This window comes from Novosphingobium sediminicola, assembly GCF_014196525.1.
Taxonomy (GTDB): domain Bacteria; phylum Pseudomonadota; class Alphaproteobacteria; order Sphingomonadales; family Sphingomonadaceae; genus Novosphingobium; species Novosphingobium sediminicola.
Window position 1 is genome coordinate 67,344 of record NZ_JACIDX010000006.1, and the last position, 24,216, is coordinate 91,559.

23 protein-coding genes are annotated in these 24,216 nt (G+C 63.1%); 8 read left to right on the plus strand and 15 right to left on the minus strand.

Going from position 1 to position 24,216, the window contains the following annotated elements; genetic code table 11:
* Positions 1-100: 100 nt before the first annotated feature.
* Complete coding sequence (katG, locus tag GGR38_RS09020; RefSeq protein ID WP_183624702.1) at positions 101-2,287, minus strand: catalase/peroxidase HPI; 2,187 nt, start codon at positions 2,285-2,287, stop codon at positions 101-103.
* Between the two features lie 196 nt (positions 2,288-2,483).
* On the opposite strand from katG, the gene GGR38_RS09025 reads away from it, so the two are divergent.
* Together GGR38_RS09025 and GGR38_RS09030 are read left to right on the plus strand one after the other, a co-directional pair.
* Entirely contained in the window at positions 2,484-3,488 is a 1,005-nt protein-coding gene (locus GGR38_RS09025; protein WP_246404395.1) for an NAD(P)H-dependent flavin oxidoreductase, read from the plus strand.
* Entirely contained in the window at positions 3,488-3,823 is a 336-nt protein-coding gene (locus GGR38_RS09030) for a hypothetical protein (protein WP_183624704.1), read from the plus strand. The genes GGR38_RS09025 and GGR38_RS09030 overlap by 1 nt, the downstream gene beginning before the upstream one ends.
* On the opposite strand, the gene GGR38_RS09035 is transcribed toward GGR38_RS09030, so the two are convergent.
* From GGR38_RS09035 to GGR38_RS09060, 6 genes are all read right to left on the minus strand, one after another.
* On the minus strand, positions 3,820-4,605 hold the full coding sequence (locus GGR38_RS09035; protein ID WP_246404397.1) for a glutathione S-transferase family protein: 786 nt from the start codon (positions 4,603-4,605) through the stop codon (positions 3,820-3,822). The two genes, GGR38_RS09030 and GGR38_RS09035, sit on opposite strands and share 4 nt — an antisense overlap.
* The gene (locus GGR38_RS09040; RefSeq protein ID WP_183624706.1) at positions 4,605-5,369 is read right to left on the minus strand and encodes a glutathione S-transferase family protein; all 765 of its coding nucleotides are present in this window, start codon (positions 5,367-5,369) and stop codon (positions 4,605-4,607) included. The genes GGR38_RS09035 and GGR38_RS09040 overlap by 1 nt, the downstream gene beginning before the upstream one ends.
* A complete protein-coding gene (locus GGR38_RS09045) occupies positions 5,366-5,725 on the minus strand; it encodes a hypothetical protein (protein ID WP_183624708.1) in 360 nt (119 codons plus the stop codon). Before GGR38_RS09045 ends, GGR38_RS09040 begins: the two co-directional genes overlap by 4 nt.
* The gene (locus GGR38_RS09050) at positions 5,725-6,129 is read right to left on the minus strand and encodes a c-type cytochrome (RefSeq protein WP_183624710.1); all 405 of its coding nucleotides are present in this window, start codon (positions 6,127-6,129) and stop codon (positions 5,725-5,727) included. Before GGR38_RS09050 ends, GGR38_RS09045 begins: the two co-directional genes overlap by 1 nt.
* A complete protein-coding gene (locus GGR38_RS09055; protein WP_183624712.1) occupies positions 6,126-7,703 on the minus strand; it encodes an FAD-binding protein in 1,578 nt (525 codons plus the stop codon). The genes GGR38_RS09050 and GGR38_RS09055 overlap by 4 nt, the downstream gene beginning before the upstream one ends.
* Before the next feature lie 164 nt (positions 7,704-7,867).
* The gene (locus GGR38_RS09060; RefSeq protein WP_183624714.1) at positions 7,868-10,267 is read right to left on the minus strand and encodes a TonB-dependent receptor; all 2,400 of its coding nucleotides are present in this window, start codon (positions 10,265-10,267) and stop codon (positions 7,868-7,870) included.
* A gap of 220 nt (positions 10,268-10,487) precedes the next feature.
* On the opposite strand from GGR38_RS09060, the gene GGR38_RS09065 reads away from it, so the two are divergent.
* Positions 10,488-11,015 (plus strand): MarR family winged helix-turn-helix transcriptional regulator, encoded by a 528-nt coding sequence (locus GGR38_RS09065; RefSeq protein WP_183624716.1) that lies wholly within the window; start codon positions 10,488-10,490, stop codon positions 11,013-11,015.
* Here the strand turns inward: GGR38_RS09065 and GGR38_RS09070 are convergent.
* Positions 11,000-11,701 (minus strand): nuclear transport factor 2 family protein, encoded by a 702-nt coding sequence (locus GGR38_RS09070; protein WP_183624718.1) that lies wholly within the window; start codon positions 11,699-11,701, stop codon positions 11,000-11,002. The two genes, GGR38_RS09065 and GGR38_RS09070, sit on opposite strands and share 16 nt — an antisense overlap.
* A gap of 89 nt (positions 11,702-11,790) precedes the next feature.
* Here GGR38_RS09070 and GGR38_RS09075 point away from each other — a divergent pair, with 89 nt between their 5' ends.
* Positions 11,791-12,720, plus strand: coding sequence for an SDR family oxidoreductase (locus GGR38_RS09075; RefSeq protein WP_183624720.1), 930 nt, complete (start codon positions 11,791-11,793; stop codon positions 12,718-12,720).
* 254 nt (positions 12,721-12,974) lie between these two features.
* On the opposite strand, the gene GGR38_RS09080 is transcribed toward GGR38_RS09075, so the two are convergent.
* From GGR38_RS09080 to GGR38_RS09095, 4 genes are read right to left on the minus strand one after another with little or no spacing between them, the layout of a single operon-like run.
* A complete protein-coding gene (locus GGR38_RS09080; protein ID WP_183624722.1) occupies positions 12,975-13,766 on the minus strand; it encodes a CmcJ/NvfI family oxidoreductase in 792 nt (263 codons plus the stop codon).
* 12 nt (positions 13,767-13,778) lie between these two features.
* Entirely contained in the window at positions 13,779-14,276 is a 498-nt protein-coding gene (locus GGR38_RS09085; protein ID WP_183624724.1) for a DUF3237 domain-containing protein, read from the minus strand.
* Between the two features lie 12 nt (positions 14,277-14,288).
* Positions 14,289-16,466 carry an outer membrane protein assembly factor BamB family protein gene (locus tag GGR38_RS09090; RefSeq protein ID WP_183624731.1) on the minus strand — a complete coding sequence of 726 codons (2,178 nt, stop codon included), beginning with the start codon at positions 16,464-16,466 and terminating at the stop codon, positions 14,289-14,291.
* On the minus strand, positions 16,463-17,329 hold the full coding sequence (locus tag GGR38_RS09095; RefSeq protein ID WP_183624733.1) for a DUF8021 domain-containing protein: 867 nt from the start codon (positions 17,327-17,329) through the stop codon (positions 16,463-16,465). The genes GGR38_RS09090 and GGR38_RS09095 overlap by 4 nt, the downstream gene beginning before the upstream one ends.
* A gap of 153 nt (positions 17,330-17,482) precedes the next feature.
* Between GGR38_RS09095 and GGR38_RS09100 the strand changes: the two genes are divergently transcribed.
* The 3 genes from GGR38_RS09100 to GGR38_RS09110 are packed head-to-tail and all read left to right on the plus strand — an operon-like array spanning position 17,483 to position 19,096.
* Positions 17,483-17,872, plus strand: coding sequence for a nuclear transport factor 2 family protein (locus GGR38_RS09100; protein ID WP_183624735.1), 390 nt, complete (start codon positions 17,483-17,485; stop codon positions 17,870-17,872).
* A gap of 19 nt (positions 17,873-17,891) precedes the next feature.
* Entirely contained in the window at positions 17,892-18,326 is a 435-nt protein-coding gene (locus GGR38_RS09105) for a nuclear transport factor 2 family protein (RefSeq protein WP_183624737.1), read from the plus strand.
* Between the two features lie 14 nt (positions 18,327-18,340).
* A complete protein-coding gene (locus GGR38_RS09110; RefSeq protein WP_183624739.1) occupies positions 18,341-19,096 on the plus strand; it encodes an SDR family NAD(P)-dependent oxidoreductase in 756 nt (251 codons plus the stop codon).
* A 64-nt stretch (positions 19,097-19,160) separates the two neighbouring features.
* Here GGR38_RS09110 and GGR38_RS09115 read toward each other — a convergent pair whose 3' ends face one another.
* The 3 genes from GGR38_RS09115 to nov2 are packed head-to-tail and all read right to left on the minus strand — an operon-like array spanning position 19,161 to position 23,122.
* Entirely contained in the window at positions 19,161-20,630 is a 1,470-nt protein-coding gene (locus GGR38_RS09115; protein WP_425497053.1) for an aldehyde dehydrogenase, read from the minus strand.
* 17 nt (positions 20,631-20,647) lie between these two features.
* Positions 20,648-21,604, minus strand: coding sequence for an SDR family oxidoreductase (locus tag GGR38_RS09120; RefSeq protein WP_183624743.1), 957 nt, complete (start codon positions 21,602-21,604; stop codon positions 20,648-20,650).
* Positions 21,605-21,607: 3 nt separating this feature from the next.
* The gene (gene nov2, locus GGR38_RS09125) at positions 21,608-23,122 is read right to left on the minus strand and encodes a lignostilbene-alpha,beta-dioxygenase NOV2 (protein WP_183624745.1); all 1,515 of its coding nucleotides are present in this window, start codon (positions 23,120-23,122) and stop codon (positions 21,608-21,610) included.
* A gap of 196 nt (positions 23,123-23,318) precedes the next feature.
* Here nov2 and GGR38_RS09130 point away from each other — a divergent pair, with 196 nt between their 5' ends.
* Positions 23,319-24,194 (plus strand): dienelactone hydrolase family protein, encoded by an 876-nt coding sequence (locus tag GGR38_RS09130; RefSeq protein ID WP_183624747.1) that lies wholly within the window; start codon positions 23,319-23,321, stop codon positions 24,192-24,194.
* The last annotated feature ends 22 nt before the right edge of the window (positions 24,195-24,216 follow it).

Below are 24,216 nucleotides of genomic sequence, written 5' to 3' on the forward strand. Positions count from 1 at the left end.
TTGCGATTTTCAAGGAAAACCCCTCTTCCGAACTTGCCGAAAGAGGGGCCGTGGGGGCCGGAGGTGAGGGGATCAAGCCAGCCCCTTGATGACGAATTTATCAGAGATCGAAGCGGTCGGCTTCCATCACTTTGGTCCATGTTTTCGCGAAATCGGCAACGAATCGTTCCATCGCATCATCGGTGGCGTAATATTCGGCGATAGCCCGCAATTGCGAGTTGGAGCCGAAGACCAGGTCGGTGCGGCTGCCATGCAGAGCAGCCTCTCCGGTGGCGCGATCATGGCCGGTGAAGCTGCCATCCTCATTCTGCTTCCACACCAGTGCCGTGGTCGCACCCAGCAGGTTGCGGAAGAAGTCATTGGTCAGCACGCCGGGGCGATCCGTGAACACGCCCAGCTTCGAACTCGCGCTGTTGGCGCCCAGCACGCGCAATCCACCCACCAGCACGGTCATTTCCGGCGCGGTCAGGCCGAGCAATTGCGCGCGGTCCACCAGCAATTCCTCCTCGGAACGCGCCAGTTCGCCTGAGCGGAAATTGCGGAAACCATCGACCTTCGGCTCCAGCACGGCAAAGCTCTCGGCATCGGTCTGCTCCGCCGTGGCGTCGGTGCGGCCCGGATGGAACGGGATCGAGAGCGCAACGCCCGCCGCCTTGGCTGCTGCCTCGACCGCCGCATCGCCGCCCATCACGATGAGGTCGGCAAGGCTGACCTTCTTGGGCGCATGGGCTGCGTCAAAGTCCGCCTTGATCGCGGCGTAAACCGTCAGCGCCTTGGCCAGTTCCTCCGGATCGTTCACCGCCCAGTCGCGCTGGGGCGCCAGAGCGATGCGCGCGCCATTGGCCCCGCCGCGCCGGTCCGATCCGCGATAGGTGCTGGCCGAGGCCCAAGCCGTGGTCACCAGCCGCCCGATGGACAGGCCCGAACCAAGGATCGCAACCTTGAGCGCCGCCACATCGCCCGCATCCACCAGCGGGTGATCGACCGCCGGCACCGGGTCCATCCAGATGCGCGGCTCGGCCGGAACCTCTGCACCAACATAGCGCGCGATCGGCCCCATATCGCGGTGGGTCAGCTTGAACCACGCCTCGGCAAAGGCCTTGGCCAGTTGGTCGGGGTTCCGGTGGAAATTCTCGCTGATGGCGCGATAGGCCGGATCGGTGATGAGCGCCAGATCGCTGGTGAACATGATCGGGGCGTAACGCTTGGCCGGATCATGCGCATCGGGCACGGTGCCTGCGCCCGCATCGCCCTTGGGCTTCCATTGATGCGCGCCCGCCGGGCTCTTGGTCAGTTCCCATTCAAAGCCGAAAAGCGTGTCGAAATAGCCATTGTCCCAGCGGATCGGGTTGGGTGTCCAGGCGCCTTCCAGACCGCTGGTGATGGCATCGACGCCGCGTCCGGTACCATGGCTGCTGATCCAGCCCAGACCCTGTGCGGTAATATCGGCGGCTTCGGGATCGGGGCCGACGAGGGCCGCATCGCCCGCGCCATGCGCCTTGCCGAAAGTGTGGCCGCCCGCGATCAGTGCCACGGTTTCCACGTCATCCATCGCCATGCGGGCGAAGGTTTCGCGGATGTCGCGTGCACTGGCCAGCGGATCGGGCGTCCCATTGGGCCCTTCCGGGTTCACATAAATGAGACCCATCTGCACTGCGGCCAGCGGGCTTTCCAGCTCACGGTCGCCCGAATAGCGTTCGTCATCCAGCCATTTGGCCTCGCGGCCCCAATAAACATCGTCTTCCGGCTCCCAGATATCCTCGCGCCCGCCGCCGAAACCGACCGTGGGCAGGCCCATCGATTCCAGCGCGCAATTGCCGGTCAGGATCATCAGATCCGCCCAGCTCAGCGCTTCGCCATATTTCTGCTTGATCGGCCAGAGCAGCAGGCGCGCCTTGTCGAGGTTCACATTGTCGGGCCATGCGTTGAGCGGGGCAAAGCGCTGATTGCCGGTCGAGCCGCCGCCGCGCCCGTCAAAGGTGCGATAGGTGCCCGCGCTGTGCCATGCCATGCGGATGAAGAGCGGGCCGTAATGGCCGTAATCAGCCGGCCACCAGTCCTGAGATTGGGTCATCAGGGCGAAAATGTCGGCCTTGACCGCCGCCAGATCGAGCGTGGCGAAAGCCTTGGCATAATCGCTCCGGCCGTTGGGCGCGACCTTTTCGCTGTGCTGCGAGAGGACTTTCAGGTTCAGCCGGTTGGGCCACCACATATCATTGGTGAGCGCGGCCACAACGGCGGTGCGGCTGGCTTTTGCGTGAAACGGGCATTGGCTTTGGGCGGTCATGGTGCATCCCCTTTTGGTGTGCCGAATGGGTGAAGACTAATCCATGTTAATGTGCCGGTGAAGCTGTCTCATCGGGACAGTGTGATCGGGTTTGCCGATCATCGCGCGCAAGGCAGCTTGCCTGATCCGCGCGGGGGCCTTAAGGGCGCGCATCAGATTTCGCGCAGGCCGCGCCATGATGCAGGAGGAATTGCCCATGCCCACCAAGACCGAAACCCTGATGGCGCGCGGCAAGGCATTTCTGGGCAGTGAATATGCGATCCTGTGCGGCGCGATGAGCTGGGTTTCGGAACGCAATCTGGTCTCGGCGATCAGCAATGCGGGCGGGTTCGGCGTCATTGCCTGCGGGGCGATGACGCCTGAACTGCTGGATGCTGAAATCGAGGCGACCAAGGCGCTGACCTCCAAGCCTTTTGGCGTCAATCTGATCACCATGCATCCCAAGCTGTTCGAGCTGATCGAGGTTTGCCATAAGCATGGCGTGACCCATGTCGTGCTGGCCGGGGGCATTCCGCCCAAGGGCAGCGTCGAGGCGATCAAGGCTTTCGGCGCCAAGGTGCTGGTGTTTGCTCCCACGCTGGCGCTGGCCAAGAAGCTGCTCCGCTCGGGCGCGGATGCGCTGGTGATCGAGGGTTCGGAGGCGGGCGGTCATATCGGGCCGGTGTCGACGTCTGTGCTGGCCCAGGAATTCCTGCCTGCCCTGGCCGAAGATCATCTGGTTTTTGTGGCGGGCGGCATTGGTCGGGGCGAGGCGATTGCCTCCTATCTGGAAATGGGCGCGGCGGGCGTGCAATTGGGCACCCGTTTTGCGGCCGCCGCTGAATCCATTGCCCATCCCGATTTCAAGAAGGCTTTCTTCCGCGCCGCCGCGCGTGAGGCTGTGGCCAGCGTGCAGGTTGATCCGCGCCTGCCGGTGATCCCGGTGCGCGCGCTGAAGAACAAGGGCACCGAAGAGTTCACCGCCAAGCAGCGCGAAGTGGCCGCCAAGCTGGATGCGGGCGAGGTGGACATGCATGACGCGCAATTGCTGATCGAGCGCTATTGGGCGGGTGCGCTGCGCCGGGCGGTGATTGATGGCGACGTGGAAAACGGCTCGCTGATGGCCGGGCAGTCGGTGGGCATGGTCAGCAAGGAAGAGCCGGTGGCCGATATCATGGCATCGCTGATCGCGGAATGCGAAGCCGCGCTGAATAAGCGCTGATGGCACGCGCCGATCGTCTGGAGCGGCTGGAGGCCCAGCGCGAGGAGGCCGAGGCCGATTATCGCGCGGCGCTGATCGCCGCGCTCCGGGTGACGGCGGCGGGCCAATGGGGCCTGTTCGATCATCAGCAGGACCGCCATGCGCGGGCCAAGGCCGCTCCGATGCTGGCCGAGCTGAACGATCTGGCGGACAACATCAACGATATGCGCGAAAAACTCGGCATGGAGGAATTTGACCTCCACGCCGAGTTTTTGGCCGCGCGCGGGCCAGTGCGCTCCGACGCGGTAGGCGAGCCGAAAAAGGCCGCCGCCTGGTTGCAACGGCTGGGGGCCTAACCCCAGCGGTTGATTTCCGGCCCCGGCGCCCAGACCCTTTCAGGATGGGTTACGCCCGCGCGGGCAAGGGCCGATTGCACGCTGGGGCGGGCCGCCATGCGCGCCATCCATGCCCGCGTCAGCGATTTTTCGGCAAAGGTGTCCGGCATCAGATCGACCATGCCGACCAGCCAGCCATAGGTTTCGAAATCGGCAATCGTCAGCGGCCCGATCAGCCATTCGCGGCCATCGGCCAGTTGTGTTTCAACCAGAGCGGCGGCATCCGCAATCTTGGCGCGGCTGTCGGTCCGGGCGGCGTCGGGAAAGGCGCCGCTGCGCGTGTCGGCCCAGCGCTGGTGCAGATCAGCCGAGGCGATGGGGGCGATGATCGCGTCAAACGCAGCATCGTCCATGGCCGCCAGAACCGGCGCGGCATAGGCCTGATTGCCCAGAAAGGCGGCGGCGGGCGCGCATCTTTCGGTGATCCGGCGGCACCACATCATCATCTGCCAATGGGTATAGGCGTCCTTGGGCTGCAAACCGGCGCCCGCCACTTCGTCGAGATATTGGGCCAGGAACACCGATTCCTGACAAGCCTCGCCATCGACCACCAGCAGCGGCCCTTCGCCCTCGACGCCGATGTCGCGCGCCAGAGGTTCGGCAATGCCGGGAATCGTGTGCCGCTCACCCGCCAGCAGGTTGATGGGGCGCGTCTCGATTTGCCCTTCCAGCCCGCATTCGGCCAGCATCGCCAGCACCGACAGGCTCGGCCCGTTAGGCTCTCCATGATACAGCACGAGCATCAGTCGATCCCTTCCATAATCAGGCTGTAGCGATGCGCCAGATCGGTGCGCCCCATCGCCCATGTGCGTTTGACCGCCTCGCGCTGATAGACGCGTTTGAGCCAGCGCATGATGTTGGGCGTCTTGTCCCGCCCGGCCAGATCGGGCTGGGACAGGGGCAGCGAATAGGTGGAGTTGAAGATGTTGATGTCGGCCAAACTATAGCCGTTCGAGCCGACATAATCGCGCTTGCCCAATTCCTCCTCCAGCAGGGCGATGCCAAAGGCGACGCGGCGGCGGCTCTCGGCCAGTTCGGCCTCGCCAAATTGCCCGCTGATCGCCTTGCGCCATGCCACGCGCCGTTCGGGCAGGGGGATGCGCTCGATGGCGGCTTCCAGTTCCGCCGGATCGCGTTTGCGCACCATCGGGCCGACGAACACGCTCCACCCGATCATCGAAAAGCTGGGGCCAAGCCATTGGTCCATGAATTTCATCCACCAGCGGATGCGCCAGCGTTCGAGCGGATTGTCGGGCATCAGCACGGGGCCGTCGAAAGCCTCGTTGACATATTCCATGATCGCGGTGGATTCGACCAGCACCCGCCCGTCATGCACCATGGCCGGGATCGTGCCCTGCGGATTGATCGCAAGATATTCGGGCTTGTGCTGATCGAAGGCCAGCATGTCGATGTAATGGCTCTCGAACGCCACGCCCTTTTCCATCAGCGCCAGCATGGGCTTGCCCGAATTGGCGTTGGGTTCCCAGTGATAGAGGGTGACGCTCATGCGCTTGCTCCTTTGCTCAGCGACCAGCGGAACAGATGGTCGCGGGTGGAGAGACGTCGCTCGTCCTTGCTGCGCATCCCGTGCAGGCGCAGCGCGAGCGAGAGGGCGACATAATCGCTGCGCCGGGTCAGGCCCTCGATGCGCGAGACAAGGCCGATCCGGCGCGGGTCGAGGCGGCCCTGCGCCAGATCGTGGCGCAGGGGGGTGGAGGATGCCGCAGCAAAAGCCGCGCTTTCAGGAAGGCGGCTGTCATAGACCAGCAGAGCAGGGGCGGCGGCGGCCAGCGCGGGCCGCGCCGCGATCAGGCCCGCCGCGCCCGCACCCTGCATCATCCGGCGGCGGGAGAGGCGCAGCATCACTTCTTCCCCTTTTGCGCCAGATAGGCGGCCACCGCGTTCAATTCCGCATCGGTCAGATCGACGCGGGTTTGCGCGGGCATCGCGCCCTTGCCATTGCGCACCACCGCCTTGACATAGTCCGCGCTCAGATCGCGCCGATTGGACAAGATCCCGTCCGAAGGCGGGCGCTTCATCATCATCATCTGCTTGGTCAGCAGATTGGTGCCCATGCCGCCGGGGAAGTGGCAATAGCCGCAGGAATGTTCAAACACCGCCTTGGGATCGCGCCCCGGTTGCAGACGGTCGCCCGCAGGCTGAGCGGTGCGGACCTGATAGGGCGGCAATTCGGGGACGCCGCCGGGCGCGGCCGCGATGGCCGGGACCGGAGCGAGCAAGGCGACAGCCAGCAGGAAACGGTTCATTCCGCGCCCTCCTTCTGCAAGGCGCGATAGGCGGCGGGCCAGATGCCCTGTTTGCCCGGCGCGATGATGCCATTGGGGTCCAGCGCGTCCTTCACCTTCTCGCCAAAGCGGCGCAGCGCGTGGTCGTTGAAATCGAACGTGTCCATCACCCGGTCCATCCAGCCCAGATGGGTGCGATATTCGCCATACCCCGCCTTGGCCGTTTCGCTGATCAGCGCGTTGAACAGCTTTTTCATATTGTCCACCTGCGCCGCATTGTCGCGGTCATACATCAGCATGTTGACATTATTGGCAAAACGCCCGCCGATGGTGAAGCTGGCATAGAAGTCGACATCGTGATCGGCGATGATCTTGCGGCTGCGTTTCAACTGTCCCATCACATGTTCGGACGTGGCGGGCACCACGGGCGAGAAGCCCAGATGCGCCCCGCGTCCGCCCACCCAGTCCGACATCTGCAACGGTACCGCCGAGGGTGTGCCCAGCGCCAGATCGAGCGGTGGCTTGGGATCGCCCTGACGCCACCATACTTCCATCGCGGGGGCGGCGAGGTGGCGCTTGAAGGCGGCCTTGATGACCTCGGCCTTGGCCTTGTTGACGCTCTCGTCGCCATAGAGGCGGATCGAGACGCGCCAGTAGCCAAGCTGATATTGCTTGAGCAATTCCTTGACGCGCCATTCGGGCATCGCGGTGGGTTTATCCCAGAAATCCTTGCGATTGCCCAGCACGACGATCTTGCCCAGCCAGCTGGGGATGAACACGTTCTGGTCGATCACGCCCGCGATTTTCAGCGGCGTCACCGTGTCGATCACCCAGCCGATGTCCTCTTCTTCCGGGATGTCCCAGGTCAGTTCAAGGCTGGTTTCGGGCGCGGGCTGCATCCACAGGCCTGCTTTGGTGACGACACCCAGGTTCGACTGGCTGAAGGCCAGATCCCATGTCGGACCGTAATTCATCGGAAACAGATGCCAGGCCGGATTGTCCTTCATCGCGCCCATGCCGGTGCGCAGCAAATCGCCATCGGGCAGCACCGCCTCGATCCCGCACAGGTTGCGCGCGTGCAGGCCGTAAGGCGTATAGCCGATGCCATGCTCCAGCGCATTGCCGATCACGCTGCCCCAGCCATTGCCGGGGACGGACAGCCAGAGCGGGGCCTTTTGCCGGGCCACTTCGTCATGCAGGTCGAAAAAGCCCACGCCCGGTTCAACCACCGCATAGGCCAGTTTGGGATCGAGTTCGAGGATGCGGTTCATCCGCCCCATGTCCAGCACGACGGACCCGGCCATGCGCGGCGCGGCGGTGCCATAGCCAAGGTTCTTGCCCCGCGCGACCGGCCAGAGCGGCACCTTATATTCATTCGCAATGCGCACGATGGCGCGCACTTCCTCGACCGATGCGGGCGCCACGGCGGCCGAAGCTGGCCAGCGCTCGGCCGAGCCGGGGGCATAGGCGTCGGCATAGGCATCGCGGTCGGCATCGGATGACATCACCCATCCGGCCCCCACGACCCCGGCAAAAGCCTTGAGCGCGGCATCAAAGGTTTGCGGGCTAACCCGCGGCGGCAGGGTCAGTTTCACGGACCTTTTCCTCTCCAATTTTTATAACAATTGTTATTGATGATGCGCATCGCGCAGGCCCCTGTCAACCGGGAAAACGCCCCGGATGATAAAGAAAAGGGCGCAAAAAAAGGGGCGGACCTTTCGATCCACCCCCCCCAATAGTCGGGTCAAAAAAGCATCGATCAGAAAGACTTGCGCACCGAGATCGCCCATTCACGCGGACGGCCCACATTGCTGTAAACCGTGCCTGCCGAGGCATAGAGCGCCTGGAAGCGCAGCGGCAGATAGTAGTATTTGTCAAACAGGTTCGACACTTCAAAGCTGATCGCCAGATCCTGCTTGGGGTTCTTCCAGGTCACGCGCGCATTGGCGATGGCGATGACCGGGTTGTATTCCAGTGGGCCGGTCACCGTCAGGCGGCCGATCTGCTGCTTGCCGGTATAGGCCAGATCGAAACGCGGGGTCAGCGTGCCGTTGCTGCCGCCAAGATCGGCCTTGTACTGGATGCCGAAGCTGCCGCGCCAGTTGGGCGAGGTGATCGGATCGGTCAGCTTGATCGAGGTGACCTGCGCGCTGATCCGGCTCCATTCGCCATCGATCCAGCTCAGGCTGGCGTCAATGTCCAGACCGTCGACCGGGCTGGCGCTCAATTCGCCTTCAAGGCCCCACATCTTGCCATCGCCCGCATTCTGGATTGCGGCGCAAGGATAAGGATCGGTGCCCGCCGCAAAACCGTCGAGCAGCGAGCAATCCGAGATCGGCAACTGGATGTTCTTGTAGTCATTGACGAAACCGGCAAGGTTCAGGCGCAGACGGCGGTCGAACAGGTCGCTCTTGAGGCCCAGTTCATAGGAAGTGAGCGTTTCGGGGCGGAAAGTGCCGTTGGTGGCCTGCGTCTTGGTGAAGGGACGCGCGGTGACGCCGCCGCCCTTAAAGCCGGTGCTGACCGTGGCATAGGCCATCAGCTGCGGGCTGAAGCGATAGTCCGCCGAAATGCGCCAGTCGAGCTTCTCGCCGTCGTAATTAGCCTTGCTGCCATTGAGCGCGCCCACGCCAAAGGCATCGACCAGCGTGCCGCCCGACCAGTTCTGGCGAACAAAGGTGTAGTCCTTATGCTCGCTGGTATAGCGCAGGCCGCCCGTCACGTTCAGCTTGTCGGTGGGGTGCAGGATGACCGTGGCGAAACCGGCCTTGGAATTGGCCTTGACCGGGTCATTGCCCTGGAATTGCAGATAGAAGCTGGGCACGCCCGGCACGATGTAGCGGATGTCCTGACGGGTGAAATAGACCGAGGTCTGGTCATTGTAGAAACCGCCCACGGTCCATTCGGCCAGGCTGCCGATCTTGCCGTTCAGGCGCAGTTCCTGGCTGAAGAACTTGAAGGTCAGATCGTTGTAACCGGCGCCCGCCACCAGCGCGTAGGGGGTGAAATCGTCGTCAGTGCCAAAGGTCTGATGATACTTGCGATAGGCGGTGATCGACTGAATGTTGAGATTGTCGCTGATCGTGTACTTCAGATTGCTCGACGTGCCCCAACCGGTGAACATCGTGTTCGTCGGCATTGTATAGGCCTGACCTGCCTGGCCGCCGGCGGGCATGTAGAAGTTGGCATAGGTGCAGTAATTGCCGCAGCGGAAGTCGATGCCGCCGGTCTTGACCGTGTTGTCCACGGTCAGCACGCTGGCGGCGTTGCTGCGGTTTTCATAGGTATAATCGCCCGAGATGATCCAGTCGATCTTGTCATTCGGGTTGTACCGGATCGAGGCGCGCGCGCCGGTGTAATTCTTTTCGCCCAGCTTGCCGATCACGCAGCCCTTGCCGGTGTTGGCATTGGCGGTGATGCCCAGCGAGTTGCCGGGGTTGGCGCAGCCATAGTCGATCATGTTCACATAGCCGTCCTGGCGCTTGTGAACGCCCGAAACGCGCACGAACAGCGAATCGGTCAGCGCGAAATTCATGCTGCCGCGCAGGTCCAGACGGTTGCGCGCGCCATAGGCCGCTTCAATGCTGCCCGAATTTTCCGCGCTCGGCTTGGTCGAGAACATCTTGATCGCGCCGCCGATCGAGTTACGCCCCGTCAGCGTGCCCTGCGGCCCGCGCAGAACTTCGACACGGTCAAGGTCGAGCAGATCCATCACCGAGCCGGTGAGCGAGGCGTAATAGACGTCGTCGATATAGATGCCCACGCCCGGTTCATAGGCGGGGTTGAAGTCATACTGGCCCACGCCGCGGATATAGGCCGCCATCGAGGAGCCGAAAGCGCCGCCCATTTGCGTGAGCTGGACGTTGGGGGCTTGGGCTGCGATCTGGCTGATGTCGGTCTGGTTGCGCGACTTCAAAAGGTCGGAATTGACCGCCGTGATCGAGAGCGGCGTGTCCTGAAGCTTTTGCGAACGGAACTGGGCCGTCACGACGATTTCTTTCAGCCCATGCTCTGCGGCGGCGGCCGGTGCATCGGCGGGCGGAGCGTCGGCGGCTTCGGCGGCAAAGGCCGGGGCGGCGCTCAGTGCGCAGGCCAGCGCGGCCGTGGCGGCGGCCTGAGCGAGGCGCGCACGAGTAAAGATGCCAAAAGTCTTGGCCATGATTCCCTCTCCTATATCGGGCTTTTCCGCCCTGATGTTTGTGAGTGATACATACGATTTTGAACTTGGCAAGCAGGCTTCGGGGATTTTCTTGGGCCCAGCCCGCTTGATAAGGTTACTGATGCGAAAAGGTCACATTCGTTAATGTGGAAAAGGGAAAAAACTTGCCTTTTGTCCCCCGAATGTGGTTAGTTTCACCACCATGAACAGCAGTAACAGCATGTCCTCTTCCCAGCCCGAAGACCTCGCCCCTGAACCGGGTGCCGCCCCGTCCGAAGACGGTCTGACCGAGTTGCTTATCGGTCTGCTCAAATTGTGCAGCCTGATCGGCGATCCGATGAAGGTGGGCGTGTGCGATCCGGTCGGCGCATCGACCAATGAGGTTAAGGTGGTGATGGCGCTGGCGGGCGAAGGGCCGCTGGCCGGGCATGATCTGGTGCATATTACCGCCATGTCTGCGATGAATGTCAGCCGCGCGATTGCCGGGGCCAAGGCGCGCGGCTGGGTGGAGGATTTCAACGACCCGGAAAATCGCCGCCGCCGCCCCGTCCGCCTGACTTCTGCTGGCGAGGGCGCCTATCGCCAGATGCAGCCGATGCTGCATGATGTGGCGCAAAGCCTGCTGGGCAAGCTGACGGTGAGACAGCGGCGGGAAATGGGGCATTTGACCGATCTGGTTCTGCGCCGCATCGCCGAATGGAATGCGGCGCAACCCCAGGATCACAGCGGCGATCAGGCCGGTTCCTGAACCTGCGTAGCCAGAGCTGCGCCGAAACGCGGATGGGCAAAATGCATCGGCACATCATGGCGATGGGGCCAAGTCTGGCGCAATTCTTCAGTGCGGATTTCGTCCGGGCCGATGGGGTTGGCCGGATAGCATTCGGTCAGCGGCTGAAGATGCGCGGTGGTCTTTGACCAGCCCGCCTCATAGTCGCCCTGCCACTGCATCATATAATCGAGGCGCTTGATCTTCCAGACGCCGTTTTCCTTCACGTAATCATTCTCATAGATGCCCGCTTCCATGAATTGCAGCGGCAGGCCCTGCGGCTTGAACTCGCGGCTTTCATGGCTGCCGCCAAACAGCATGCCGCGGAAACGGCCCTTGGCGGTCTGGCCATCGGGCGCGATGGTGATGATATCCTGCATCTGGAAATGGTCGAGCAGGAAGCCATAGGCGGGGCCTTCCTCGCCCGGCGCCAGAAACAGCGATTTGAACCATGTGCCATAGAGGCGATAGGCGCCTTCGCGGCCCTTGTAGATGCCGGAAAGAAAGATAACCTCGCCGTCTTCGGCAAACAGATTGGCGACATCTTCGGCCCGGTTAAAGTCGATATAGTAACCATAGGCCCAGTGCAGGCGGCGGATCGCGTTGATATCCTCCAGCTCCTGCACGCGCCGCTCCAGCGCGGCCAGACGGGCGTCTGTATCTGCCATGTCACTCTCCCATATTGCCAGCCCGATTCCTTGGGGCTATTTGTATGCTATACTAACAATCATAATGCTCTTGGCGAGAGGAAAAATGCATGGGCGAGGAAACGAAAGACTGGGCGAGCAGAGTGGCCTTTATCAGCGGGGGCGTATCCGGGCTGGGCTTTGGCATAGCGCGGGCCTTTGCGCTGGCGCGGATGCGTCTGGCGCTGTCCTATCGCAATGAGGATTACCGCAGCAAAGCCGCCGCATGGTTCGCGCAAAACGGTCTGGAGGAGCCATTGTGGGTGCGCCTCGACGTGACGGACCGCGAGGGATTTGCGCGGGCCGCAGAGCAGGTAGAGGCCCATTTCGGCGCGGTGCATGTGGTGGTCAACAATGCGGGCGTCTCGGTTTTCGGCAATACGGCCGAGGCGTCCCATGCCGATTATGACTGGATCATGGGGGTGAATTTTGGCGGGGTGGTCAATGGCGTGGTCTCCTTCCTGCCCGCGCTGCGCCGCGCAACCGGCCGCCGCCATGTCGTCAACATCGCCAGCATGGCCGCCTATCTCTCCGGCCCCCAAGCAGGGATCTATACGGCCAGCAAATTCGCCGTCCGGGGTCTGACCGAAAGCTTGCGTTATAATCTCGTGCCGCTGGGCATCGGCTGCTCGCTGGTCTGCCCGGCACTGGTGGCGACGAACGCGTGGGATTCCGCCTTTCGCCGCCCCGCCGAATTTGCCGACAGTGGCTTTGGTGAGGTGAACCGCAGTGCGCTCGAACATTTCGGCAAGGCTTTCTCGGCGGGCATGGACCCGCTGGAGGCAGGCCAGCGTATCCTGTCCGGCATGAGCGAGGAGAAAGGCCTGATCTTTACCCACCCCGAATTCGCCGAAGATTTCAAGGCGATCTATGAGGATAGTCTGGCCGCCCTGCCTTTGGATGAAGCGCCCCCGGAGCGTCTGGAAGTCGAGCGGATGCGCCGGGCGGCGAACAAGGCGGCGCTCGAAGGGCGGGAGATTACGATTGGGGATTTGAATTAAGGGGAAGGGATCCCTCCGGCGGGCAAAGGGCGGGGCCCCTTTGCAATCCCATTTGGGGGTTGCGCTTTGTTTGGCCGAGGGGCGTTTGAGGTATCGTTTGTAAAGCCTGCGGCGCGGCGGGGTTGGGCTTTAGGCGCCGCAGGCTTTCAAATTCTAACCTTGCGCCCAATACCCAAAGCCGAACCCATCGCGCAATGCAGACAGTAACGGGATTGCAAAGGGACTGAGTCCCTTTGCCCGCCGGAGGCAAACTCCTATTCCCACCAATAAGCCGTCGCCCGCATCTCAATGCTTGACCGAGGCGGCGCATCGCCCGGCGCGCTGGGGTCATTAAACGCGACATGGGGAATATGCCGCGCGGCATCATCATCACTGTCCTTGGTCTTGAACAGGATGGCCTCGCCCGCGTGCATGTCGGGATAATAGAACCAGCGATGCCCCGGATTATGCGCGACGACCAGCCCTTCAAAGCCCCATTCGCGCCCATCGGGCTCGTCGAATATCGCGTCGGCCACGATCAGATCGCCCGCCGCCACGCTGCGCGCATCGCACAGGGCGAGGGGTACGTCCTGCGGCGCGGGGGAGAGGGCGCGCCAGATGTTGATCGCGGCATAGCGGCGAAAGGGCCGCCCGCCCGCGCCGCGCTCGGCCATCATGCGCGATGATCCATCGGCCACATCGATATGGGCAAAGCGGGCGGGGTGGGAATTGTTGCCGCTGCCCGCGAGGCCTGATTTTTCCGAAAAGCGCAGGATGCCGTGGGGCGTGACTTTCACCTCGTCAGCCCCGGTGACGCGCTGGACCAGAGCGGCGATCTCGGTAGCATAAACGCCCGCAATCTGCGCCGGATCGCGCCAGTCCGACACCGCGCTATTGTGCAGCGCCAGCGTGAACCCCTCGCGGTCGATGTCTGCATTCAGCCCCCGCGCGCTGTTCACCTGCATCGGGTGCTCAACAATTTCCAGCACATCGCGGTGATGCGCATTGGCGTAATAGCGGGGCCGTTCCACCCCGCGTCCGGAATAGGCGATCTGGGCGATGGGCATGGGCGGCCTCCTTTACGTCAGCGCGTAATAGCGCACATGGTTGCCATCCGGGCGGCGCTCGCCGATGCCGATGAAAATGTGGCGGGTCAGCCAGTCATGCTTGCCCTTGCTGGTTTCAAAGCTGGGCTGGGCGCGCAGGTAATAGTCGGCGTGCGGCACCGGATCGCCGCCTGCAAAGGCCCATTGGCGCAGCCGGTCCATCACGCCGGGTTCGCGGCCCCAAAGGAAGCCCTTGTTCTGCATATAGATCAGCGTGCCGTCTTCCTCCTCCAGCATATAGCGGGCGTCGAAACAGGCGGTGTCGTCGGGGCGGAACAGCGCATAATCGCCCCCCGAATTGGGCACGGCGCGCCCCTTTAAGCGCGGCCCTTCAAACGTGCCCTCGTCCACATAGACCGCGCTGCGCATCCCGCCTGATGGGATGTCGGGCACCATCTGCACACGCGTGAAGCGCAAGGTGCAGGCAAAGGCGAATTCGAGGCGTGGGTTTTCGAGTGTGGAAAATTCCATGGGGATCGGCCCTCAATAATTGGAAAGAATGGTCAGCGCCGGTCCGTCGAGCGGCTTCTTCGCCTTCACCTTGGCCAGTTCCTCAACGCGGGTCTTGGCCTGCAGGTCGATCAGATAGGCGTGGATCGCATCGGCATCGGCGGGCGTCAGGATGTCATTCCAGCGCGGCATCCCGCCGGGCACCAGCAAGCCGTCGAGCAGGATCTGGCGGAAGGCATCATGCGTGCCCGGTTGCATCCGGCGCAGGTCGGGCGTGATCGAGCGGTGGCGGTTGGCGTGGCAGATCGCGCAATTGGCGAAGAACAGGCCTTGCCCCCGCGCGATGACCTCAGGCGTGACACCCGGCGCCTGCGCAGGCGGGGCGGGCGCCACGGTCAGCGCGGGCAGGCGGGGCGGGGGCGTCAGTTTGCCCTTGCCCTCCAGCTTGAACACCAGCAGTCGATTGGCATTCACGCGCGTGTAGGCAGCCCCATAGCGCGGCACAAAGGGAAAGCCCCCGCCGCCCCAGCCAGCCGCCACGGCGATATATTGGGTATTGCCGATCGTATAGGTCATGGGCGCGGCAAGGATGCTGGTGCCGGTCTCGATGGTTTTCACGATGCGGCCATTGGCGGCATTGCGCACCACCAGTTGCCCCGCCACATTGCCATGCACCATGATCCCGCTGGCGGTTACCAAGGCGCCGCTGCGGTCCTGCCAGCCCTTCATGTCGGCGGCCCAGACGGTCTTGCCGGTAATGGGATCGAGCGCGCGCATCTGCGCCGTGCCGGGGTTCTTCACCGCCTCGGCAAAGGAGGGCAGGGCTTTGACTTGCGCGGCCAGCGGTGGGGGCAGCGTATCGACCGCATCGCCCACATCGGTGGTAAAGATCAGCGCGGCGTCATTGTTCAACCCCCGCGCCTTCAAAGGCTTCTGCCCCGGCGTCATAAAGATCAGATTGCCGATATCCAGCACCGCGCCATAATAGAGCCCCGTCTTGGGACTATAGGCCGCGCCATGCCAGTTGCGCGCGCCCGGCGTGCCGGGAAACACGATCTTGGGCCCGGTGGTATAGTCCGAGCTTTCCGGCGTCAGATTGGGCCGACCGGTTTTCATGTCCACCCCGCTGGCCCAATTGACCCGCGCAATCGCATTGGCGCGCAGCAATTGGCCAGTCCGCCGGTCTATCACATACATGAACCCGTTCTTGGGCGCATGGAGGACCACCGGGCGATCCTCGCCATCCAGCTTCACATGGGTCAGCACCATCGGCTGGGTGCTGGTGAAATCCCAATTGTCGCCGGGCGTTTCCTGATAATGCCATTTCATCGCGCCAGTCTTGGGATCAAGCGCGACCACAGAGCCGATATAGAGATTGTCGCCCCCCGAAGGGCTGCGCTTGGATGTGGCATAAGGCCCGCCATTGCCGGTGCCGATCAGCACCAGCCCGGTTTCGGGATCATAATTGATCGCATCCCATGGCGCCCCGCCGCCGCCAATGTCCCAGCGGCTTTTCGGGTCCCATGTTTTCAGCGCGGCGTCGAGTTCGGGGCGCTCCTGCGGACCCAAGGCCGGATCGCGCGGCACGACATGCCAGCGCCAGCGGATTTTGCCGGTCTTCAGGTCCAGCGCCGTGACATAGCCGCGCACGTCATATTCCGCGCCTGCCATGCCGATGATGACAACATCGCCTGCGACTTCAGGCGCGCCGGTGGAATTGTCGCCCTTGGCGCGGTTTTCGATAAAGTCGGTCTTCCACGCTACCTTGCCGGTCTTGGCGTCAAGCGCGTACATCCAGCCATCGAGCGCAGCGATGAACACCTTGCCATCGGCCACGGCCAGCCCGCGATTGACCATATCGCAGCAGGCGGTGCGGTTGAGCTGCATATCCACCTGCGGCTCAAACGCCCAGAGCAGGCGCCCGGTGGCGGCGTCATGGGCATAGGCCCGGCCCGCTACGCCCGCGGTATAGAGCACGCCGCCCACCATCACCGGCGTCGCCTCCATGCCGCGCGTGGTGCCAAGTTCAGCCATCCATGCAAGGCCGAGGCGCGGTGCATTGGCGGGGGTGATTTGCGAAAGGCGGCTGTAATGGGTCTTGCCCGCATCGCCGCCGGGGTTGGTCCATTGCGCGCCTGCGCCTTCCGGCTGGCCCGCAGCCAGCTGGGTGGCGACGGCGGCGATGGCCAAAGCGCCGATCAGCCGCTTCATGGCAGTTCCTCCTGCGGCCAGGGGCTGGGCATGCGATAGGGCACGGTGATGAAATTGGCTTCGATCTGACAGATCATGCCGTGGTCGATCTTGAACAGTTCGGAGATGTAGAAGGAATGCGGGCGGCGCACCGGGCTGTTGACCCAGCGGCCATCGGTTAATTGATAGCGTTCCAGTTTGCCCGAATGGTCGATGAAACCGAAGGCCAGCACGAGGCCGCGCTCCTCATCCACCAAGGGGAAGCGGCGGGCGCGCAATTCATCGTCATAGCGGTAATTGCCCATGCGGAACTGCTCTTCGCAGCCCAGCGCGGAGACGGGGACGATCTTGGCGAAATCGGGGTTGCGCGTGGTCTGGACGCCATTTTCCACCCGGTTGCAATCGGGGTGAAAGCGCGTGTGGATCGTGCCGTCGTTCAATTGAAGTGTGTCGAAATAGCCGTTGGGCAGGCGCACCATTTCGGCGCGATCCACCGGGGCCTCGGCATCCGTTTCAAGGATGGGTTTGGTCCAATAGCGCGGGTTTTCGAATTTGATGCCCGAGTCGCTCTGCCGCACGATGCACATTTCGCATTGCGTGATCTGGCCCGCATCATTGACGGCAAGGCGCAGGGTGAAGCCCGATTCCTCAATCGCCTCGATGATCGTGCCGAAATAGCCGACCTGGCCGGTGCGCGTGTCGGCAAAGCGCAACTGGTATTCGCCGATGCCCTGAATGGTGTTCCACACGCCATCGCCGGGGTCCAGCATGACGTTGTTTTCGGAAAATTCTGCACCTGGCGCCCAGTCGACGGCCTGTGCATCGCGCGCCGCCAAAGCCGCCAGAAACGTGTCGAGCACGCGATAAAGCGCGGTCCGATCCATAACCTCTCCCCGATTTTTGGCGCAAGGGTGGGTGGGGTATGGTCCCTCGCGCATGGTTGCATCCTGTCTGGCATATGCTATCAATTGTTACAATAGCCATTGCGCGGCAACACAGGTTCATCGCGCAAAAACAACAGGCAGGGGAGAGAGGCGATGGCGCGAAATGCGCAGGAAGAGGCGAATCTCGCGCTGGTGATCGAGATGTATCACAAGGTTTTGATCGCGATGGATTCGTCGGCCGTCGACCAATTTATTGCGCCTGATTATGTGCAGCATTCCTCGCTGGCTGAGCCGGGCGTGGCGGCGCTCAAAAGCTTTCTCGACAAGGTGCGCGCCGAAAGTCCGGATGCGCGCCAGACCATCCATCGCGCGATGGTCGATGGCGATATGGTGGCGGTGCATGTCCATGTCGAAAGGTTCCCCGGCGATCCGGGCCTTGCCGTGGTGGATATTTTCCGTGTGGCGGGCGGCATGATTGCCGAGCATTGGGATGTGTTGCAGGAAGTGCCTGCCCATCCGGTCAACCCGCTGCCCATGTTCTGAAAAAACAGGAGAGTTTCCGATGCTGTCTCTGGCTGCTTTACTCTTGCTCTCCGCCGCGCCCGCCAAGGCGCCGGTGTGCAAACTGACCCCCAAACAGGTCGTCACCCGTTTCATGGATGAATTCTATATCAAGGGCGAGGTGCGCCACGCCTTTGAAACATGGGTTGATCCCACCTATATCCAGCACAATCCCTATGCCGCCACCGGGCGCGATGCGGCGATTGCTTTCCTCGAACCCTTTATGAAGGCCAACCCCGGCCATAAGGCGGAAATCAAGCGCATTCTGGCCGATGGCAATATGGTGATGGTGCATACGCACAGCCGGATGAAGCCGGAGGAGCGCGGATCGGCGGTGGTCGATATTTTCCGCGTGGAGGGGTGCCGCGTGATGGAGCACTGGGATGTGTTGCAGCCGGTGCCGGAGCAATCGGCCAATTCTAACACGATGTTTTGACAGGGGCCTGCGCGATGGTGTCGATTTCGGGTGAATTTGTCGACCGCTGCGTGGTGGTGCTGGGCGGGACGGCGGGGATCGGTCTTGCCGCCGCGCGCCGCTTTCGTGAGGAAGGCGCGAAGCTGGCGGTGACCGGGCGAAACATGGATGCGCTGCGCGATGTAGCCGAGGATCTCGACGCCCTGGCCATCCGCAGCGATATCGCCGATCCGCAGCAAAGCGCGGGCGCGATGGCCGAAATCGAGGAGACGCTGGGCGGGATCGACGTCTTGTTCGTCAATGCGGGCGTGGGCGGTTTTGCCCCGGTCGAGCAGGTTACCGAGGAATTCTGGGACCAGATCCATGACGTGAACCTGCGCGGCGCGTTCTTTGCGATTCAGCGCGCCCTGCCGCTGATGCGCGATGGGGGCGGCATTGTCATCACCGGCTCGATCGGTTCGCTGGCTGCGGTGCCCGGCAATGTCGTCTATGCCGCCGCCAAGGCGGGGCTGCGGGCAATGGCGCGCATTCTGGCCAAGGAATTGTTGCCCCGCCGCATCCGCGTCAACATGGTCAGCCCCGGCCCGACCGATACGGAAATCTTCAAACGCGACGCCACGCCCGAAATTATCGCCGAAATGAAGGCAATGATGGCAGGAGTGGTGCCAATTGGTCGCATGGGAAGCTCAGAAGAGCTTGCCGAGGCTGTGTTGTTTCTTGCCAGCGCGCGCGCATCGTTTATCAATGGCGTCGACCTATTCGTCGATGGCGGCTGTATCGAGCTGCGTTGACACCCGCTCTGTGAGAGGGGAAGGGGGCGTCGCCGTAATCTGGCCGGCGCCCCCTTTCGGGTTTTTAGAGGCCCGTAGGCATCCCGTCGAGCAGGATGGTTTTCAGTTCCGTATAGCCCAGCAGACCCTCGATCCCGCCTTCGCGGCCAAGGCCCGATTGCTTGAAGCCGCCAAAGGGCAGGCCGAAATCCATCCGCAGCCCGTTTTGCCCCACCGCGCCCGTGCGCACCGCCCGCGCGATGTGATAGGCCGCGTCGACATCCTGCGTCAGCACCGAACCATTCAGGCCGAAGCTGGAAGCATTGGCGATGCGGATCGCGTCGGCCTCATCCTCATACGGGATCAGCGCGAGGACCGGGCCGAAGATTTCCTCCTGCGCGATGCGGCTGGCATTATCGACATTGGCGAACAGCGTCGGCTCGATGAAATAGCCCTTGGGCAGATGCGCCGGACGAGCGCCGCCATGCACCAGACGCGCGGTGCGCTTGCCTTCCTCGATATAGCTCTCGATCCGTTCCAACTGCCGCTTCATCGCCACTGGCCCAAGCTGGGTCGTCGGATCATCGCTAGGTCCGATCTTCACCTGCGCCATTTCGGCGGCAATCGCGGCGGCCAGTTCGTCATGACGCGCCTTGCTCACCAACACCCGGCTGAGCATTGCGCAGACCTGTCCGCTCATCATGCAGATGGTTCCGGCAAAGATCTTGGCCGCGACCTCAATCGGGAAATCGTCCAGCACAATCGCCGCCGATTTCCCGCCTAATTCCAGCGTGCATCGCGCAATCCGCTCGCCGCAGACCTGCGCGATGCGTTTGCCCGCCACGGTCGATCCGGTGAAGCTGACCTTGTCCACGCCCGGATTGCAGACCAGATGGTCCGAAGCCTCGCGGTGGCCCGTGACCAGATTGACCACGCCCGCAGGAACGCCTGCCTCCTGCGCCGCCTCGGCAATGATATAGGCCTCCAGAGGGGTTTCGGGGCTGGGCTTCATAATCACGCAGCACCCGGCGGCCAGCGCATAGGCCACCTTGTTGAGCATGATGCCATAAGGCCCGTTCCATGGCGCAATCGCGGCCACCAAGCCCACCGGCTCATAGGCGACAAGGCCCACCGCCGCGCCGACCGTGGGGCGCTTTTCGACCCAGTCGAACCCCTCGGCCATGGCGATGATGCCGTCAAACGTGGCGTTCGATCCGCCCTGCATGATGCCGGAAAAGCTGGCGAGGCCGCCCATCTGCATCGACCATGCCCGCGCCGTTTCGCCCACGCGGGCGTGTAGGATGGCGGACATTTTCTTCATCACCGCCAAACGCTCGCCCGGCTGCATCCGGGGCCATGGCCCATGGTCAAAGGCATGGCGCGCGGCGGCCACGGCGGCGTCCATATCGGCCTCATCGGCCTCGGCCACGGCGGAGACGACTTTCTCGGTATCGGGGCTGACCTGTTCGATCATCCGGCCCGAATGGGCGGCCACCCATGCGCCGCCGATGAACAGGCGGTCCTTGTGCGCGATATTGGGTTCAACCGGGGTAATCTGGGGGAAGGGGGCGTTCATTTCGCATGTTCCATCGGTTTGGCCGCCGCGCGCAGCATATCCACATGCGCCTCGATCAAGGTGCGCACGCTGCGGGCCGGGCGGCCGGTGAGTTTTTCGACATCATCGCTGCAAATCGCGAGGAAGCCCTCGCGGATTGCGGCGCCGAAGGTGACCATGTCGTCGCTGTTCCACGGAATGCCGTTGATGCTTTGATCGTCGACGGGGCGGCGCGGGATGCCCATCGCGTCAAAGATCGCATATTGCGCCTCGTCCGAAACGGGCGTGTAGGTCAGCGGCACGCCGGTGATCTGCGAGAGGATCGCCGTCACTTCGGCAAATGTCTGCAACTCCGGTCCGGTGATGTTATAGATCCGGCCCGCATGGTCGCGTGATCCGGCGGCAATGTCGCACAGCACCGCCACCGCGCTGGCCACGCAATCCTCGCGCCAGACCATGGCCTCGCGCCCGTCGCCCGCGTTCGAGATCCATTGGCCGCTGCTCATCACGCCGGGTCCTGCCATCACGATCATCGCATCGGCATAATGCGCATCGCGCAGCATGGTCCAATCCATGCCGCTTTCGCGGATCAGGCGCTCGGTTTCGATATGGTCGTGACGCACTTCGGCGGGGTTGGCCGGATCGTCGATGCCGATGAAGCTGGTGTAGAGGATATGGCGAACCCTCTGCGCGGCGGCGGCGTCAATCGCGGCCTTGTGCTGCGCCACGCGCGCGCCCACTCGCGTGCCGGAAATCAGCAGTATGGTGTCCGCCCCCGCCACCGCATCGCCCAGCGTTTCGGGCCGGTCGAAATCGCCATAGCGGATGGCGCAGCCCTGCGCCTCGCGCTCGGCCAGTTTGGCGGGGGTGCGCGAGATCAGCACCAGCCGATCCCCCAGACCCGCCGCGATCAGCCGGTCGGTGACGCCGCGACCATATTGGCCGCTGGCGCCGGTTATCACGATCTTGCCCATGGCTTACTCCGCCGCGTCCAGAGCGCCCTGCGGCACCCACCAGCCATGGACCTGCGGTCGCAGGCGGGCGGGGATGGCGACCTTGGCCACAGGGCCTTTGTGCAGCGCGCCCGCATCCAGCACCCATGCGGCATGTTCGAACTGGTTATCGCCGGTCTGATGATCGACAATGGTGACGATATAGCCCAGATGGTCGGGATCATTCGACGGCACATGGACCGGCTCGTTCAGGCTCCACCCCACCGGCAGCGCCAGCGCATCGAGCACCTGACCGGCCGCGCCCGCGACATCGAGGCGGATGATCGTGTTGAACATCGCCCCCACCGGACCACCGGCCAGCGGCGGCCCCTTCATCTGCGGGTCCATGGTCAGCATCCAGCCATAGGGATTGGGCCGCCCCTGCATCCGCGCCGGGATCAGGGGGAAATCGCCCGGAGGCCCGACCACGCTTTGCGTCACGTCTGTCGCATCGCCCTTGGGGTCCACGCTCCAGCGGGTCAGCGCGCCTTGCACCTCCCACGGGGCCATATGGATGCCCGAAGCCTCGCGGATGAAGGGGAAGGCGTTGGTGTTCGACAGGCACTGGTCGAAATGGATGATGCCGTTGGCATCTTCAAAGGCGTTCATGAAGTGATAGGCCGAAACCCCCTTCGGTCCCTTGAACCAGCGCATGTCCGAGACATTGCCATAGCGCGGCATGATGCCCAGCCAGCTGTCGGTTTCCTGTTCATGCACCCAGTGATCGCCGCCCGCTTTCAGGCGTTCGAGCGAACAGGTGGTGGGATAGATCGGAAAAAGCGCGTAATTTTCGGTGATCGCGAAATCATGCATCATCGCGCAATAGGGCGCATCGAACCACTGCTCGCTGGTCAGATGGCCGTCCTTGTCGACGATCAGATAGGCGATCTTGGTGCTGGCCTCGCCATCGGCCTCATAGCCATAGAGGAACATCTCGCTGGTCGCGGCATCGATGCGGACATGGGCGGTGACGGTCTTTGATTTCAATTTGCCGCCAAAGTCATAGGAGCCGCGCGTTTCCAGCGTGACCGGGTCGATTGCGTAGGGGCGGCCATCCTCCTTGGTCATCAACAGGCGCCCGGCGTGCCACACTGGCGTGGTGTTGGCCACGGTGCGATCGATGCCCGCCACATCGGCATCATCGGTGAAAGGGTTGCGATAGCGGCCAAAGCGCGCGTGGCCCTTGTCCTCCTCGGCCAGCCAGCGCGCGGTGCGGACATAGCGGATCGCGTAATCCACGGTGTTGTCGGCGTTGAAGGACACCCGGCTGATCATGCCATCGCCCGACAATACGTTGTCATCGTCGAACTTGGGCGCGAAATGCGGATCGGGCACGGCGCGATAAAAGCTGCCCAGCACCTCGGGCGGCAGAGTGCCTTCGACCGACAGGCCGGTGAGCGAAAGCTCCTGTCCGACCGGCTGATTAAGGCCGACAAAATGCGACGTTTGCGGGAATTGCTTTGCGGTTGCGGGCGCGTCGGCCCCTGCGATTGTTGCCATGATCCTCACCCTTTTATCGTAACGTTTGTTAGCATCTTATGCGCTTTGCCGCGTCATGCAATCCCCTTTCGATGGCGCGGGTCGCAAATTGTATCGCCCCCTCCGGCACGGTTGAATTATCCCCGTTTCTGCGCCAGCTTGGCATACGAAAAAGGGCGGGCCGCGCGGGTCTGCGCAATATCAGGAGAGCATTTCCATGTGCGACGAACTCACCATCGCCGATGAAGACGCCAGCGCCATCGGGCAGGGCCTGTCGCGCCGCCAGTTTGCCGCCTTGAGCGCAGCAGGCGCCGCCGCCGCCTTGGCCGGGGCCGAGCAGGCGATTGCCGCAGGCGCGGCGCTGAAAGAAAGCGCGGTGGCCATCACCACGCCCGATGGCACATGCGATGCCTTTTTCGTCCACCCCGCCAACGGCAAGCATCCCGGCATCATCGTCTGGCCCGACATTGCCGGTTCGCGCGATGCCTATAAGGTGATGGCACGGCGTCTGGCCTCGGATGGCTATGCGGTCTTGCTGGTCAACCATTACTATCGCACGGCCAAGGCGCCGCTTCTGGCCACGATGGCCGAATGGCGCACGCCCGCCGGCGGCGAGAAGCTGAAGCCCGCCATCGCCGCGATCACCACGCCGGGCATTATCAGCGATTCCAAGGCTTTCGTGGGCTGGCTGGACAAGCAGGCTGCGGTCGATGCCAAGCGCAAGATCGGCTCGGCGGGCTATTGCATGACGGGCAGCTATACGGTGCGCACGGCGGCGGCCAATCCCGACCGCGTGACGGCCTGCGCCAGCTTTCATGGCGGCGGTCTGGTCAGCGAGGCGCCAGACAGCCCGCACAAGCTGATCGCGGCGACCAAGGCGGGTTTCCTCTTTGCCATCGGCAAGAATGACGATGCGCGCAGTCCCGGCGACAAGGATGCGCTCAAGGCCGCCGCTGCGGCCGCCGGTCGCCCGGCCGAGGTCGAAGTCTATAATGCCGATCATGGCTGGTGCACGCTGGACGGCGCGACCTATAATAAGGAAGAGGCCGACAGAGCCTATGCGCGCCAATTGGCGCTGTTTGCCAAGCTGTAAAGAAAGAGGGGGAGGTTTGCGG

What these genes read in the sequence shown, in the direction of transcription:
- katG (WP_183624702.1), bottom strand. Translation starts at nt 2,287, where the DNA reads ATGACCGCCCAAAGCCAATGCCCGTTTCACGCAAAAGCCAGCCGCACC.
- GGR38_RS09025 (WP_246404395.1), top strand. Translation starts at nt 2,484, where the DNA reads ATGCCCACCAAGACCGAAACCCTGATGGCGCGCGGCAAGGCATTTCTG.
- GGR38_RS09030 (WP_183624704.1), top strand. Translation starts at nt 3,488, where the DNA reads ATGGCACGCGCCGATCGTCTGGAGCGGCTGGAGGCCCAGCGCGAGGAG.
- GGR38_RS09035 (WP_246404397.1), bottom strand. Translation starts at nt 4,605, where the DNA reads ATGCTCGTGCTGTATCATGGAGAGCCTAACGGGCCGAGCCTGTCGGTG.
- GGR38_RS09040 (WP_183624706.1), bottom strand. Translation starts at nt 5,369, where the DNA reads ATGAGCGTCACCCTCTATCACTGGGAACCCAACGCCAATTCGGGCAAG.
- GGR38_RS09045 (WP_183624708.1), bottom strand. Translation starts at nt 5,725, where the DNA reads ATGCTGCGCCTCTCCCGCCGCCGGATGATGCAGGGTGCGGGCGCGGCG.
- GGR38_RS09050 (WP_183624710.1), bottom strand. Translation starts at nt 6,129, where the DNA reads ATGAACCGTTTCCTGCTGGCTGTCGCCTTGCTCGCTCCGGTCCCGGCC.
- GGR38_RS09060 (WP_183624714.1), bottom strand. Translation starts at nt 10,267, where the DNA reads ATGGCCAAGACTTTTGGCATCTTTACTCGTGCGCGCCTCGCTCAGGCC.
- GGR38_RS09065 (WP_183624716.1), top strand. Translation starts at nt 10,488, where the DNA reads ATGTCCTCTTCCCAGCCCGAAGACCTCGCCCCTGAACCGGGTGCCGCC.
- GGR38_RS09070 (WP_183624718.1), bottom strand. Translation starts at nt 11,701, where the DNA reads ATGGCAGATACAGACGCCCGTCTGGCCGCGCTGGAGCGGCGCGTGCAG.
- GGR38_RS09075 (WP_183624720.1), top strand. Translation starts at nt 11,791, where the DNA reads ATGGGCGAGGAAACGAAAGACTGGGCGAGCAGAGTGGCCTTTATCAGC.
- GGR38_RS09080 (WP_183624722.1), bottom strand. Translation starts at nt 13,766, where the DNA reads ATGCCCATCGCCCAGATCGCCTATTCCGGACGCGGGGTGGAACGGCCC.
- GGR38_RS09085 (WP_183624724.1), bottom strand. Translation starts at nt 14,276, where the DNA reads ATGGAATTTTCCACACTCGAAAACCCACGCCTCGAATTCGCCTTTGCC.
- GGR38_RS09090 (WP_183624731.1), bottom strand. Translation starts at nt 16,466, where the DNA reads ATGAAGCGGCTGATCGGCGCTTTGGCCATCGCCGCCGTCGCCACCCAG.
- GGR38_RS09095 (WP_183624733.1), bottom strand. Translation starts at nt 17,329, where the DNA reads ATGGATCGGACCGCGCTTTATCGCGTGCTCGACACGTTTCTGGCGGCT.
- GGR38_RS09100 (WP_183624735.1), top strand. Translation starts at nt 17,483, where the DNA reads ATGGCGCGAAATGCGCAGGAAGAGGCGAATCTCGCGCTGGTGATCGAG.
- GGR38_RS09105 (WP_183624737.1), top strand. Translation starts at nt 17,892, where the DNA reads ATGCTGTCTCTGGCTGCTTTACTCTTGCTCTCCGCCGCGCCCGCCAAG.
- GGR38_RS09110 (WP_183624739.1), top strand. Translation starts at nt 18,341, where the DNA reads ATGGTGTCGATTTCGGGTGAATTTGTCGACCGCTGCGTGGTGGTGCTG.
- GGR38_RS09120 (WP_183624743.1), bottom strand. Translation starts at nt 21,604, where the DNA reads ATGGGCAAGATCGTGATAACCGGCGCCAGCGGCCAATATGGTCGCGGC.
- nov2 (WP_183624745.1), bottom strand. Translation starts at nt 23,122, where the DNA reads ATGGCAACAATCGCAGGGGCCGACGCGCCCGCAACCGCAAAGCAATTC.
- GGR38_RS09130 (WP_183624747.1), top strand. Translation starts at nt 23,319, where the DNA reads ATGTGCGACGAACTCACCATCGCCGATGAAGACGCCAGCGCCATCGGG.